Origin of the sequence: Variovorax ureilyticus, from assembly GCF_037889935.1 — a bacterium.
Lineage (GTDB): Bacteria > Pseudomonadota > Gammaproteobacteria > Burkholderiales > Burkholderiaceae_C > Variovorax > Variovorax ureilyticus.
In genome coordinates, this window is the sequence record NZ_JBBKZU010000004.1 from 247,474 (window position 1) to 261,550 (window position 14,077).

Here is a 14,077-nt window from a genome sequence, read left to right on the forward strand (position 1 = left end):
CGTCAGCGCAGGACCAGCACCGGCGTGTGCGAGTGGGTGAGCACCTGCAGCGTCTCACTGCCCATCAGCATCCGCTTGATGCCCTTGCGGCCGTGTGAGGCCATGACGATCAGGTCGCACTGCTGGTCGCGCGCGGTCTCGATGATGGCGTCGGAGACGGTCTCCGACTGCACGACGATGGCTTGCGTCTTCTTGACGCCCTTGGCGTCGGCCTCGGCCTTGACCTTGTCGAGTGTGCTCTGCGCCTCGGCGTTGATCTGCTCGACGAGCCGGGCGACGTCCACTTGCGGGAGCACGACCGAGCCTTCGAAGTAGCTGTTGGGATCGCGGCGCACGACCCTGACGGCGACCAGCTCCGCCTGCATGGAGAGGGCCAGGTCGATCGCGGCCTGAACCGCCCGCTCCGCGAGCTCGGAGGCGTCGGTGGCAACGAGGATGCGTTTGTACATCGCCATGATGTGTTGCTCCATAGGCTGGAAAAGGCAGCCGCGGAACCCAGCCTAGCGCACCGGCGAGCGGCGGGCAAGGCGCATGAACGGAGAGCACGAATAGCGCGCTAGCCCCGTTCTTCCGCCAGCCGGATCGGCACGCGCGCGTCATGCGTTTGTGGCGTTCGTGTCGCCCGCGCCCGCAACTGCCCGCAGCCGCCATCCACGTCCTGCCCCGCGGAGTAGCGCAGCTTCGTCAGGATGCGCCTGTCGAGCAGCGTGCGGGCGATCTGCTTGCAGCGCTCGAACGACGGGCGGGTGAAGTCCGTGCCGTCGACCGAGTTGAAGGGGATCATGTTCAGCACGCAGTACTTGCCGGACAGCAGGCGCACGATGCCTTCGATCTCGTCCTCGCCGTCGTTGATGCCTTCGAGCAGCGTCCACTGGTACTGGATGGGGTAGCCGGTGGCGCGCGCATAGCGTTCGGCTTCGTCGACCAGTTCCTCGGGCGTCAGGTCGGGCGCGCGCGGCAGGAGCTTGCGGCGCAGGTCGGCACGGGTCGTGTGCAGCGACAGCGCGAGCGCCGGTTTCACGCGGCCCTGCTTCAGCCGCTCGAACGCACGCGGATCACCGACCGTGGAGAACACCAGGTTCTTGTGCCCGATGTCGCCCGCGGTGCCCAGCAGGTCGATCGCCTCGATCACGTTGTCGAGGTTGTGCGCCGGCTCGCCCATGCCCATGAAGACCACCTTGCGCACCGGCCGGCGCTGGCGCGCGAGGGCGACCTGCGCCACGATCTCCGCACTGCCGAGCTGGCGCAGCAGCCCCTCGCGACCGGTCATGCAGAACTGGCAGCCGACCGCGCAGCCGACCTGCGACGACACGCACAGGCCATCGCGCGGCAGCAGCACGCTTTCCACGGTCTGGCCGTCGGCGAGCGCGACGAGCAGGCGCTCGGAGCCGTCGGCGCCAGGGTGCACCGAATGGATGCGCGCCAGCGCCGCCAGATCGGCTTCGATGGACGGCAGAGCCGCGAGCAGCGATGCGGGAAAGAAGCTCTCCGGCAGACGCCTGCCGCTGTTGCGCGGCAGCGCGTGGGACCACAGCCGCAGCACCCGGTGCTCGTGGAGCGGGCCTGCGCCGGCTTCCTGCAGCCGGCGCTTCAATTCTTGGATTCGCATGGGGGCCGATATTGTGCCTATGGCCGTCCTGGGGGCCCTCACTGGATCACCTTGTCCGCCCGCGCCAGGACCGAGCGCGGAATTGCGTAGCCCAGCCGCTTGGCAGTCTTCAGGTTGATCAGCAGCTCGAACTTCGTCGGCTGCTCGATCGGCAGGTCGGCCGGCTTGGCGCCTTTCAGGATACGCACCACATAGCGCGCGCCGTCCTTGCCCTCGTTGCCATAGCCGGGGCCGTAGGCCATCAGGCAGCCGTTCTCGGCATAGTCGCCGCGCGCGCAGATGGAGGGCAGCTTGTTCTCGATCGCCAGTTCCGCGATCAGCTTCTGGTTGGAATTGGCGACCGGGTTCAGGGTGACCCACACCGCATGGCTGCGCGCCTTGACCGCCTCCTTGAAGGCGGCGGCATAGCTCTCCGCGCTGCTCGCTTCCATCGAATAGAGCTCCAGCCCGAGTTGCTGCGCGGGCTGCCGGCTGGCTTCCCATTGCGGAATGGAGCCGGGCGCCTTCGGGTCCCACAGCACGGCGACGCGGACCATCTTCGGGTTGGTCTCCTTCAGGATCTCCAGCCGCTTGCCGGTGAGGATCGCGGCCACGTTGGTCACGCCGGTCGCGTTGCCGCCGGGCCGCGCGAGGCTTTCGGCGAGGCCGGTGGTGATGGGGTCGGTCACGCCCATGAAGACGATCGGCACGGTGCTGGTCGCCTTCTTCGCCGCCTGCGCCGCGTTGGTGGTCACGGCCACCAGCACGTCGATGTTCATCGCCACCAGATCGGCGGCGTGCCTTGGGAGCCGCCCGAGATCCTCGCTTTCGTGGCGGTAGTCGATCCGGAGGTTCTGGCCTTCGACGTAGCCGAGGTCGCGCATGCCCTGCCGGAAGGCCTCCAGCCGCGGTGCGTCCGCGGCGGCCGAGACGGCTGCGAGGTAGCCGATGTGCACCGCCCTCTTGGCCGGCTGCTGCGCCGGCGCCGGAGACGCACCCGCCAGCAGCGCGGCGCAGAAAAGGAACCGCAGGAACTTGCTGCGCATCGGCGTCTCCTGGTTGCCAGCGTGCTTCGGAGTTGGATTTTGCGCCGCTTCGGCCGCTTTGCCTGTGCCACTTCCGTGCTGCCCGGATGGCCTTGCCTCGGCCAATCGGTGTAGCGGCGCGGTCTTCCCAGGGCGCGGACGCCGATGTCCAATGGCAGGGCCATGACGCCCCCGGATTCGTCTCCCTCCTCGCTTTCGGGCGATTCGGGCGAGCTTGCGCCGACGGCCGGCGGCAACGGCCGTCGCTTCACGGTCTTCTCGCAGGCTACGCGGGAGGTGCATCGCGGGCGGCTGTTCCGCAAGTACTTCCTGCTGATCCTTTCGCTGGTCACCATGGTGCTGCTCGCATCGAGCGCGATCAGCCTCTATTTTTCCTACCAGGAGAACAAGGCCGCGCTCGCCAGCCTGCAGCACGAGAAGGCGCTCGGCGCCGCATCGCGGATCGAGCAGTACGTGCAGCACATGACCGAGCAGCTCGCGTATGCGTCGCTCGCGCAACTCGATGCGTCGGACCTGGAATCGCGCCGCACCGAGTTCTGGCGGCTGCTGCGCCAGTCGCCGGAGGTGACCGACATCGCGCAGATCGGCCGCGACGGCCGCGAGCAGATCGCGGTGTCGCGGCTCGGCATGGACGTGATGGGGTCGGGCCGGAATCGCTCGCGCGACGCTGCCTTCCTCGGCGCGGTCCCGGACGCGGCGTGGTTCGGCCCGGTGTACTTCAACCGCGACACCGAGCCCTACATGACGGTCGCGATCCGCGCCGGCGGCGAGAAGGGACCGGTGACGGTGGCCGAACTCAACCTCAAGTTCATCTGGGACGTGGTCTCGCGCATCCAGATCGGGGAGAAGGGCAAGGCCTACGTGGTCGACAGCAACGGTCTGCTCATCGCCGACCCCGACATCGGCCTCGTGCTGCGCAAGACCAGTTTCGCGGGGCTGCCGCACGTTCAGGCGGCGGAGGCCGACGCCGGCGCGCTGGAAGACGACGCGATGGTGTCGCGCGACCTGCAGGGCAGGGCGGTGCTGACCTCGATGGCACCCATCAAGCCGCTGGGCTGGAAGGTGTTCGTCGAGCAGCCGATCGGCGAGGTGTACGCCAAGCTCAACGCCTCGTTCCTGCGCGCCGCGGTGCTGCTACTCGCGGGCCTCCTGATCTCGGCGGTGGCGGCGTCGGTGCTCGCGCGCAGCATGGTCCGGCCGATCCGCACGCTCGCGCGCGGTGCGCGGCACATCGGGCAGGGCGATCTCAACCAGCAGATCGTGGTGAACACCGGCGACGAACTCGAAGGACTGGCGGAACAGTTCAACAGCATGTCGGCCAAGCTGCGCGAGTACTACGGCGGGCTGGAGCGCAAGGTCGAGCGCCGCACCGCCGAGTTGAGCGCGGCGCTGGAGCACCAGACCGCGACGGCCGAGATCCTGCGCGTCATCAGCCGCTCGCCGACCGATCTGCGGCCGGTGCTCCTGGCCGTGGCGGAACGCGCGGCCACGCTGTGCAAGGCATACGGATGCCGGATCTGGCTGCCCGAGGATGACCATCTGCGATCGGTGACGGGCTATCTGGGGGCCAGCGGCGACGTGGTTTCGGGGCGCGACGAGGTGCTGCCGCTCACGCGCGGGTCGGTGGTCGGCCGTGCCTTCCTCGACCACCGCACGGTGCACGCCGAGGACGTGGTGAGCCTGCTCGACACCGAGTATCCGGACTCGCGCGAGCCGCAATCGCGCCACGGCTTCCGCACCGTGCTGGGCGTGCCGATGATCCGCGAGGGCGCATCGCTCGGCGTCCTCGCGGTCATCCGCAAGGAGGTGCAGCCGTTCTCCGCCGGGGAGATCCGCCTGGTCGAGACCTTCGCCGACCAGGCGGTGATCGCGATCCAGAACGCGCGGCTCTTCCAGGAGATCGAAGACAAGAGCCACCAGCTCGAAGTCGCGAACCAGCACAAGTCGGAGTTTCTTGCGAACATGTCGCACGAACTGCGCACGCCGCTCAACGCGATCATCGGTTTCTCCGAAGTGCTGGTGGAGCGCATGTTCGGCGACGTCAACGACAAGCAGATGGAATACCTGCGCGACATCCACTCGTCGGGCCAGCACCTGCTGACGCTCATCAACGACGTGCTCGACCTGTCGAAGATCGAGGCCGGCCGCATGGAGCTCGACCTGAGCAGCTTCGACCTCGGCCTCCTGCTCGAAAACGCGCTCACCCTGGTGCGCGAGCGCGCGCAGCGCAACGGCATCGCGCTGTCGCTGGAGGTCGGCGAAGGGCTGCAGGCGTGGGTGGCCGATGCGCGCAAGGTCAAGCAGATCATGGTGAACCTGCTCTCCAACGCGGTGAAGTTCACGCCGTCGGGCGGGCAGGTGCGCGTGACGGCGCGGCGCATCGACTCCGGCGGCCAGCCCGCGGCCGAAGTGTGCGTGGCGGACACCGGCCCGGGCATCGCACCGAAGGACCATGCGCTGATCTTCGACGAGTTCAAGCAGGTCGGCGGCGACTACCTGCGCAAGTCCGAGGGCACCGGGCTCGGCCTGTCGCTCGCGCGGCGGTTCGCGCAGCTGCACGGCGGCACGCTCACCGTCGACAGCCGGCTGGGCGAAGGTGCCGTCTTCACGCTGGTGCTGCCGCTGAAAGACGAGGAGGTTGCCCAATGAGCAGAATTCTCATCGTCGAAGACAACGAGAAGAACATGAAGCTGGTGCGCGACATCCTCCGGCACCAGGGCCACGAGACACGCGAAGCCACCAACGGCGTGGACGGCGTGCGGCTGGCGATCGAAAGCCCGCCCGATCTCATCCTCATGGATATCCAGCTCGCCGGCATGGACGGCATCGCTGTGCTGCAGCGCCTGCGGCAGGAGCGGGCACTCGATGCGGTGCCCGTCATCGCGGTGTCGGCGTCGGTGATGCCCGACGACCAGCGCGTGATCGCCAGTTCCGGCTTCGATGCCTATCTCGCCAAACCGATCTCGCTCAAGCCGTTCCTGGCGGTGGTGGAGCGACTGCTCAACGAAGGGCGACAGACATGAACGCGCACATCCTCGTGGTGGACGACGTCCCCAGCAACGTCAAGCTGCTGACCGACATCCTCACCGCGCGCGGCTATCGCACGAGCACCGCGACCTCGGGCGAGCAGGCGATGGCGAGCATCGCGGCCGATCCGCCGGATCTCGTGCTGCTCGACGTGATGATGCCGGGCATGAACGGCTACGACGTGTGCCGCGCGATCCGTGCCGATCCGCATTTCGCGGTGCTGCCGGTAGTGCTGGTCACCGCGCTCGACCCGGAGCGCGAGCGCGTCAACGGCCTGAACGCGGGCGCCGACGATTTCCTGAGCAAGCCGATCCACCAGGCGGAACTGATGGCGCGGGTGCGATCGCTCCTGCGCGTGAAGACGCTCTACGACGAGGTGCAGCGCCAGCGCGCCGAACTGCAGGCCTGGAACAACACGCTCGAAGAGCGCGTCGCGGAGAGCGTGCAGCAGCTCGAGCGGGTGGGGCAGCTCAAGCGCTTCTTCTCGCCGCAGCTCGCGGAAGCGATCCTCGCGGGCGGCGCGGACGATCCGCTCAAGAGCCATCGGCGCGAGATCACCGTGGTGTTCCTCGACCTGCGCGGCTTCACCGCCTTCACCGAGACCGCCGATCCGGAGGAAGTGATGGCGGTGCTCGCGCAGTACCACGCGGCCATGGGCCGGCTCGTGATCGAGCACCAGGGCACGCTGGAGCGCTTCTCGGGCGACGGGATGATGATCTTCTTCAACGACCCGCAACCGGTGCCCGACGCGCCCGCGCGCGCCCTGCGCATGGCGGTGCGCATGCAGCGCGAGATGGTCGCGCTGTGCAACCAGTGGAGCCGCCGCGGCTACGACCTGCACATGGGCGTGGGCATCGCGCAGGGGTTCGCGACGCTCGGCGGCATCGGCTTCGACGGGCGCATCGACTACGGCGCGATCGGCACCGTCACCAACCTCGCGGCGCGGCTGTGCGGGGAAGCGGCCGGCGGCGAGATCCTGATCTCGCAGCGCGTGCACGGCGCGCTGCAGGATCTCTCCCCCAACGGCGAATGGAGCTTCGGGGAGGCGGGCGAGCTGGAACTCAAGGGCTTCCAGCGCAAGGTGCCGGCGTGGCGGGTGGTGCCGGCGGGCGTGGCCTAGGGCCTGTTCACACGACTTCCGGGGTCGCGAAGGTCTGCCAGGACGGGCCAATCAAGGCGCGCGACGCCGCATGTGCGTTGGCACATGCAAGGAGCGCAACGCCGAGTGGCCCGTCCTGGCACACCTTCCCTTCGGGTTGTCGTGCAAAGGGGCCGTCTGCGGCGTTGCCCGCGCTTGCAAGGCCAAAGCCTTGCTGCGCGCGGGCGCCTTGCATCCAGCCCCTTTGCACGGCAACGCGATCCCCGGAAGTCGTGTGAACAGGCCCTAGCCGGCGCCCTTCGCTGCCATCGCGAGCAGCTCGGGCGCGCGCGCCGTGGCCTGTGCCGCCCGCGCGGCGATGGCGGCGAGCTTGTCCTTCACTTCGGGCGTGAATTCCACGCCCCGGAGGATCACGGCCTGCGCGTTGAGGCGGCATTTCGACAGCCAGGCCATGAGCTCCGGATGCTGGCGCCACCGCGCCGCGTTGGCGAGCGTCTCCACCCACATGAGGACGAAATCGGCCGGCCGCTCCGGCCCCCGCACGGCCTTGCACAGCGCGCGCTGCTCCGCCGTGTCGTCGATGTGGGCCTCGATCCATGCGATGACGCTGGCGCTCATCAGCGGCTGGCAGAAGCGCACCATCAGCAAGTTGATGGCGTCCGGCGCGAAGATCGGCACGTCCGGCAGCGGCTGGATCGCCGAGGCCGAGCAGTCGATGTAGAGCGTGTCGGCGTCCGACGCGAGTTCGCCGCGTTCGAGCACCATGCGTGATGGCGAGATGCTTCGCACCCGGCCGAGCCGCACGATTCCGCCGACCTCGGCGATGCGCCGGAGCTGCCCGAGTTCGCCGCGCGAGACCACGGCGCAGCGGTAGGTGGTGGGCGCCACCGCAGGGTCGATGCGCATCAGCGCGCCGCTGTCCTCGAGGCGCCGGAACAGGTCCGGCAGATCGGTCGCCTCGCACAGTGCGTCGAACTGCGCCATCGAGAACGCGAAATTGTTCCGCCAGCCGTCCGGGCCCGGCTGCAGGTTGGCACGATCCATCATCCACGGGTCGCGCGGCACGATCCAGCGGATGCGCTCGTGCGGCACGCCGTTCTCCACCAGCCAGATGCAGGCGTCCATGCCGGTCTTGCCTGCGCCGACGACCGTGTAGTTCGCCCAGGCGCGCGTGACGCCGGGCAGCCCGTTCAGCGGGATGCAGGTCACGCCCGGCGTCAACGCGTACTTCGGCGCATGGGTGGAGGGCACTTCGATGCGCGCGTGCGTCGCGTTCACCAGCTTCCGGCGCACTTTCACCGTGTGGGATTCGCCGGCCATGAGGGAGCGGACGCGATGCGCGCCATCTTCCGCGCCCAGCCATTCGCATTTCGGCAGCCACCGCACGCGCCCGCTGGAAAGAAAGCGGTGCTTCATCACGTGCTCGAAATGCGCGAGCACTTCCGGGCCCGAGGCGAGGCTCCACATGCCGGCGTTGAAGCCGGTGGTCTCGCGGTGCCAGTCGCTCAGTTCGTACGACGCGACGCCGTACCACGCGGCGGGTTGGTGCAGCCGCACGAAGGAATACGCGTCGTTCCACTGGCCGCCCGGGCGGTGGTGCCGGTCGACCATCACGACCTGTGCCCCGGGGTCCTCGGTGAGCAGCGTATCGACGAACGCCATCGCGCTGCCGCCGGTGCCGATCACGAGGTAGTCGGTCTCGAGTGCTGCCATGGGGCGCTCCTGTCGAGCAAGGGGACGAAGAGGGTATCGGCAGCGCCGCGCCGACCGAGCGTGAACAAACTCACGGCATTGTTTGATACAAATGAATTACATTTGCTACCGTTTTAGAACGAATTGCTTCCTTCTCCGCCATGAACAAGACCTTCCGTACGCTCTGGAATCCATCGCTTTCCACCTGGATCGCCGCGCCCGAAACCGCGCGGGGCCACGCCCGCACGCGCAGCGTCGGCAGCGCCTGCGCTGCGGCGGTCGCCGTCATCGGGCTATGGGGTGGACCGGCGCTGGCTGCGGGCGGTGCGGGTGGCGCGGCCATCGGAAGTAACCAGACCTACTACGCGGGCAACGGGGGAAGCAGCGGGCAAGGCGGTGGAGGCGCACTGAACGACCTCGGCAGCGGGGCCCATGGCGGAGCGGGCGGATCGGCCAACGAATCGACCTCCACGGCGGGCGCGAGCGCGGTCATCGGCCTTGCCCCCGGCGGGATTGCGGGCGCGGGCGGTGCGGCCGGCGCCTCCTTCGGTCAAAGCGGCGCGCCGGGCCAGAGCCAGGCGGTGGCCAACGGCTACGGCGGCGGCGGTGGCGCAGGTTTCGTCGGCGATCAGCTGCCGACCGGTATCAGCAGCGTGTTTGGGGCGATCACGGGCGGCAACGGCGGCAACGGCGGCGATGGCGATTGGGCCGCGGGCGGTGGGGGCGCCGGAGGTTATGGCGCCACGGTCTTCTCCCCCTCGTTTGCCTGGTCGGTGACCGGATCGCTGACCGGCGGTGCCGGCGGCAAGGGCGGTGACACCTGGTCGCAGGCCGGCGGCGGTGGCAGCGGCGGCGGCGGGTTGTTCATGAGCGTCGGCAACGCGGCAGCGCCGCTCTCCGTCTCAGGGAGGATCGTCGGGGGCGCGGGGGGTGCCGGCGGTTCGGAGTTCGCGGTCGGTGCGCACGGCAACGCCACGGGCGGTGGCGGCGGGGAAGGCGGGTTCGGCGTGGTCTTCGCCGGAAATCGCGGCACCTTGAGCATCGGCGCCGCGGGCGTGGTCTCGGGCGGCGCGGGCGGCGCGGGCGGTGCCGGCGGCGGAGAACGGGCCGATGGCAGCGGCGCGCCCGGCGCCGGCGGCGATGGCGGTGTCGGCCTCCGGTCGCAGGGTGCGGGCCTGAGCGTCACCAACGCCGGGCTCATCACCGGCGGCAACGGCGGCGTGGGCGGTGCCAGCAGCAACAGCGGCCCGAACGGCGCGAACGGCGTCGGCGGCGTGGGCGTCCTGGGCGCCAACGTCGACATCACCAACACCTCCGGCGGCACGATCTCGGGCGGCCTCGGCGGCGATGGCGTCACGCGCGCCGCGGCCGTGCAGTTCACCGGCGGCGCCAATTCACTGACGCTCAGCGGCGGCGCGCTGGTCGGCGCGGTGGCGATCGACGGCGCCGCGACCGCGACGATCCGCGCGGGCAGCACCAACCAGAGCGCAAGCAGTGCGCTGGTCCTCGGCGGCGCCGGCACTTTCGACACCAACGGCAACGACATGACCTGGGCGGGAGCGATCTCCGGCGGCGCCGGGCTGACGAAGGCCGGCTCCGGCGCGCTCACGCTCAGCGGCAACAACACCTACACCGGCGGCACCGCCCTCAAGCAGGGTCGCCTGAACGTCGGCAGCAACACCGCGCTCGGCACCGGCGAACTCGCGATGGACGACGGCACCACGCTCGGCTTCGCGGCCGACGGGCTCACGATCGGCAATGCGATCCGCCTGACCGGCACGCAGGACCCCGTCATCGATACCGGCGCCTTCAACGCGACGGCGGCCGGCGCGATCACCGGCGCCGGCTTCCTCACCAAGCAAGGCACCGGCACGCTGACGCTCACCGCCGCCAACAACTACACCGGCGCGACGAACGTCGCGGCAGGCACGCTGCGCGCGGGTGCGGCCAATACCTTCAGCGCGGCTTCGGCACACACCGTCGCCGCTGGTGCGACGCTGGATCTCGCGGGCTTCAGCCAGACCGTGCAGTCCGTCACCAATGCCGGCACGGTGTCGCTGGTCGGCGGGGCGCCGGGCACCACGCTGACCGTCACCGGCCCCTGGATCGGCAACGGCGGCACGCTGCGCGTGGGCACCGCGCTCGGCACCGACGGGAGCGCCACCGACCGGCTGGTGCTGCGCGGCGCGACGGCCGTCGCGAGCGGCACCACCGGCGTGCTCGTGACCAACCTGGGCGGCCTCGGCGGCCAGACCACCGGCAAGGGCATCGAGATCATCAGCACCGAAAACGGCGGCGGTATCCAGTCCGGCGCGTTCGCGCTCGCCGCGCCGGTGGCGGCCGGGGCCTTCCAGTACCGGCTGGACACGACCGGTACCGCGGCCTATCTGAGCAACACGATCACCGTGGTGCCGCCCGCCGCGCCGACGACTTCGACCGCACAGGCTGCGTCGTTGCCCACGGCGGCCGCGGCCGTGGTGCCCCTGTACCGCGCGGAAGTGCCGCTCTTCGCCGCGCTGCCGGCCCAGCTGCGTCAGGCCGACACCGCGATGCTCGGCAACATGCACCAGCGCATCGGCGACACCGACGTGGTCGCCGGCGGCGCGGCGCCGTCTGCGGCGGGCCAGCGCCGTGCCTGGGGCCGCGTCATCAGCACCGACATGGACATCCGCCAGGAGGGCACCGTGAGCCCTTCGAGCGACGGACGCCTCAACGGCTTCCAGGCCGGCACCGACCTCTGGGCCGATGGCCGCTGGCGCGCGGGCGTCTACGCGGGCCAGCTCGACGGCAATGTCGACGTGACCGGCTTCGCGCGCGGCGTCAGCAACCTCGCCGTGGGCTACAACGACCTGCGCAGCCAGTACCTGGGGATCTACGGCACGTACATGAGCGAAGGCGGCTTCTACGCCGATGCGGTCCTGCAGGGTTCGCGCCACCGCTACACCGTCAACCCGGTGTCGGCGCTGTCGGTGGACGGCAAGGGCAGCGGCTTCCTCGCCTCGCTCGAAGTGGGACAGGCCTTCGCGCTCGCGCCGGGGTGGACCATCGAACCGCAGCTGCAGGTCGCGCACCGGCAGCAGAGCCTGGACGACACGCTGATCTCGGGTGCGCTGGTGCAGAACGACAGCGAGAACGGCTGGCTTCTGCGCGCCGGCGTGCGCGTCAGGGGCGAGATCGCGACCGGGGCGGGCCTGCTGCAGCCGTACGCGCGCGTGAACATCTATCACGCCGGCAGCGGCACCGACGTGGCGCGCTTCGTCGGCCCGGCCGCCTTCACCGACATCAGCTCGCGCACCGGCTACACCACCACCGAGGTGGCCGTGGGCGCCACGCTGCAGCTCAGCGCAGCGACCAGCGTCTACGGCGAACTGGGCCAGCTCTTCGATTCGGGCGGCGACCAGCGGCTCAAGAGCGGCGTACAGGGCTCGGTCGGCTTGCGCGTCAACTGGTAGGCGCGGTAGGCGCGCCGCGGACGCTTGCGGGACAAACGCGCCCGCCGGTTCCCTACCGCCCCATGTAGCGGTCGTAGCTGCGCGAGATGCGATCGATCAGCGCCGGGTCGCGCGGACCGTTGGCATCGAACTGCACCCGGACGCTGCCGTCGGCCTGCTGGCGCACGCTGGCCGTCACGCTCGCGTTGCCTTGCGTCCCGACGATGGTCCCGCTGGACCGGTCCTCCGTGCGGATCGCGAGGCCCTGTTCGCGCATCGCACTGGAGGCGGCGTTGAACGAGCGGTCGAAGCTCGCGGGGGCCGGCGCGGGATACGCGACCGGCGGGTAATAGCACCCCGACACCGACATCGAAAGGGCACAGATCAGGGCGCCTTGGATCAACCAGCGGTTCATGCAGTCTCCAGTCAGAACGAGAGTCACGGTCGTCGCAAAGTGTAGGGCCCGCAAGAAAAAAACGGGTCCCGAAGGACCCGTTGAAACTGCGCCGCATCCGCGACCAGGGAGACACTCGCCCTCGAAGGCGAGCCGCCATTGTTGGCGAAGGCTCCCGGCGGTCGAACGAAGGATTTCGCATACCCGTTTTCGTTTTCTGCCTGAAGCCGGAAACCCCGCGGAACCGGCTCTGCCGGGCCGCTGGGGTTGCCTGGGGGTGGGTCAATCCTCGACGAACGCTTCTTCGCGCTTCGACTTCACTGCGGGCAGCAGCACGATCCCCAGCAGCAGGCACGCGGCCACGAGCAGGCCGGCCGACAGCGGCCGCGTGACGAAGACCGCCCAGCTGCCGCGCGACAGCAGCAGCGCGCGCCGCAGGTTCTCTTCCATCATCGGACCGAGGATGAAGCCCAGCAGCAGCGGCGCGGGCTCGGCCCGCAGCTTGATGAACAGGTAGCCGATGAAGCCGAAGGCCGCGACCATCCAGACGTCGAAGGTGTTGTTGTTGGTCGAGTACACCCCGATCGCGCAGAACAGCACGATGGCCGGGAACAGGAACTTGTAGGGCACCGTCAGCAGCTTGATCCACATGCCGATCAGCGGCAGGTTCAGGATGATCAGCATCGCGTTGCCGATCCACATCGAGGCGATGAGGCCCCAGAACAGCTCGGGGTTGCTGGTCATCACCTGCGGGCCGGGCTGGATGTTGTGGATGGTCATCGCACCCACCATCAGCGCCATCACCGCGTTCGGCGGAATGCCCAGCGTCAGGAGCGGGATGAACGAGGTCTGCGCGCCGGCGTTGTTGGCCGATTCCGGCGACGCGACGCCGCGGATGTTGCCCTTGCCGAACGCGATCTCGCCGGGCCGCATGCGGATCTTCTTCTCGAGCGCATAGGCGGCGAACGACGCCAGCAGCGCGCCGCCCCCCGGCAGGATGCCGAGCGCCGAGCCGAGCGTGGTGCCGCGCAGCACGGCAGGCGCCATGTTCTTGAAGTCTTCCTTGGTCGGCCACAGGCCCTTCACCTCGGAGGTGAAGACCTCGCGCTCCTCGTCCGGCTGCGAGAGGTTGCCGATGATTTCTCCGTAGCCGAACACACCCATGGCGATCACCACGAAGCCGATGCCGTCGGTGAGTTCCGGCACGTCGAAGCTGAAGCGCGCCACGCCCGAGTTCACGTCGGTGCCGACGATGCCGAGCAAGAGGCCCAGCACGATCATCGCGACCGCCTTGAGCAGCGACCCCGAAGCCAGCACCACCGCGCCGATCAGGCCCAGCACCATCAGCGAGAAGTACTCGGCCGGGCCGAACTTGAAGGCCAGCTCGGTCAGCGGCGGCGCGAACGCCGCCAGGATCAGCGTGCCGACGCAACCCGCGAAGAACGAGCCGAGGCCGGCCGCCGCGAGCGCGGGGCCCGCACGGCCCTGGCGCGCCATCTGGTAGCCGTCGATACAGGTCACGACCGAGGACGACTCGCCCGGCAGGTTGACCAGGATCGCGGTGGTGGAGCCGCCGTACTGCGCGCCGTAGTAGATGCCGGCCAGCATGATCAGCGCCGACACCGGAGGCAGCGCATAGGTCGCCGGCAGCAGCATCGCGATCGTCGCGACCGGGCCGATGCCCGGCAGCACGCCGATCAACGTGCCCAGGATGCAGCCGATGAGGCAGTAGAGAAGATTGGTGAGCGTGAACGCGACGCCGAAACCGGTCGCGAGGTTGTGAATCAGATCCATGGTGCC

At 69.4% G+C, this 14,077-nt stretch carries 10 protein-coding genes; 4 read left to right on the top strand and 6 right to left on the bottom strand.

Annotated elements, in window-relative coordinates; all coding sequences use genetic code 11:
- Positions 1-2 precede the first annotated feature (2 nt).
- The 3 genes from WKW77_RS11395 to WKW77_RS11405 form a co-directional block, all read right to left on the bottom strand.
- Complete coding sequence (locus tag WKW77_RS11395) at positions 3-455, bottom strand: universal stress protein (protein WP_340356946.1); 453 nt, start codon at positions 453-455, stop codon at positions 3-5.
- A 101-nt stretch (positions 456-556) separates the two neighbouring features.
- Positions 557-1,609 carry an RNA methyltransferase gene (locus tag WKW77_RS11400; protein ID WP_340356947.1) on the bottom strand — a complete coding sequence of 351 codons (1,053 nt, stop codon included), beginning with the start codon at positions 1,607-1,609 and terminating at the stop codon, positions 557-559.
- A 38-nt stretch (positions 1,610-1,647) separates the two neighbouring features.
- Positions 1,648-2,634, bottom strand: a complete 987-nt coding sequence (locus WKW77_RS11405) for an ABC transporter substrate-binding protein (protein WP_340356948.1) — start codon at positions 2,632-2,634, stop codon at positions 1,648-1,650.
- Positions 2,635-2,796: 162 nt separating this feature from the next.
- Between WKW77_RS11405 and WKW77_RS11410 the strand changes: the two genes are divergently transcribed.
- From WKW77_RS11410 to WKW77_RS11420, 3 genes are read left to right on the top strand one after another with little or no spacing between them, the layout of a single operon-like run.
- Positions 2,797-5,283, top strand: coding sequence for a sensor histidine kinase (locus tag WKW77_RS11410; RefSeq protein ID WP_340356949.1), 2,487 nt, complete (start codon positions 2,797-2,799; stop codon positions 5,281-5,283).
- On the top strand, positions 5,280-5,657 hold the full coding sequence (locus WKW77_RS11415) for a response regulator (protein ID WP_340356950.1): 378 nt from the start codon (positions 5,280-5,282) through the stop codon (positions 5,655-5,657). The genes WKW77_RS11410 and WKW77_RS11415 overlap by 4 nt, the downstream gene beginning before the upstream one ends.
- Positions 5,654-6,781, top strand: coding sequence for an adenylate/guanylate cyclase domain-containing protein (locus WKW77_RS11420; protein WP_340356951.1), 1,128 nt, complete (start codon positions 5,654-5,656; stop codon positions 6,779-6,781). Before WKW77_RS11415 ends, WKW77_RS11420 begins: the two co-directional genes overlap by 4 nt.
- A 264-nt stretch (positions 6,782-7,045) precedes the next feature.
- On the opposite strand, the gene WKW77_RS11425 is transcribed toward WKW77_RS11420, so the two are convergent.
- Complete coding sequence (locus WKW77_RS11425) at positions 7,046-8,473, bottom strand: NAD(P)/FAD-dependent oxidoreductase (RefSeq protein WP_340356952.1); 1,428 nt, start codon at positions 8,471-8,473, stop codon at positions 7,046-7,048.
- A 140-nt stretch (positions 8,474-8,613) separates the two neighbouring features.
- Between WKW77_RS11425 and WKW77_RS11430 the strand changes: the two genes are divergently transcribed.
- Entirely contained in the window at positions 8,614-11,904 is a 3,291-nt protein-coding gene (locus tag WKW77_RS11430; protein WP_340356953.1) for an autotransporter outer membrane beta-barrel domain-containing protein, read from the top strand.
- A gap of 52 nt (positions 11,905-11,956) precedes the next feature.
- Here the strand turns inward: WKW77_RS11430 and WKW77_RS11435 are convergent, their stop codons facing one another.
- Together WKW77_RS11435 and WKW77_RS11440 are read right to left on the bottom strand one after the other, a co-directional pair.
- Entirely contained in the window at positions 11,957-12,298 is a 342-nt protein-coding gene (locus WKW77_RS11435; protein WP_340356954.1) for a hypothetical protein, read from the bottom strand.
- A 261-nt stretch (positions 12,299-12,559) separates the two neighbouring features.
- Positions 12,560-14,071, bottom strand: a complete 1,512-nt coding sequence (locus WKW77_RS11440) for a tripartite tricarboxylate transporter permease (RefSeq protein WP_340356955.1) — start codon at positions 14,069-14,071, stop codon at positions 12,560-12,562.
- Between the last annotated feature and the right edge of the window lie 6 nt (positions 14,072-14,077).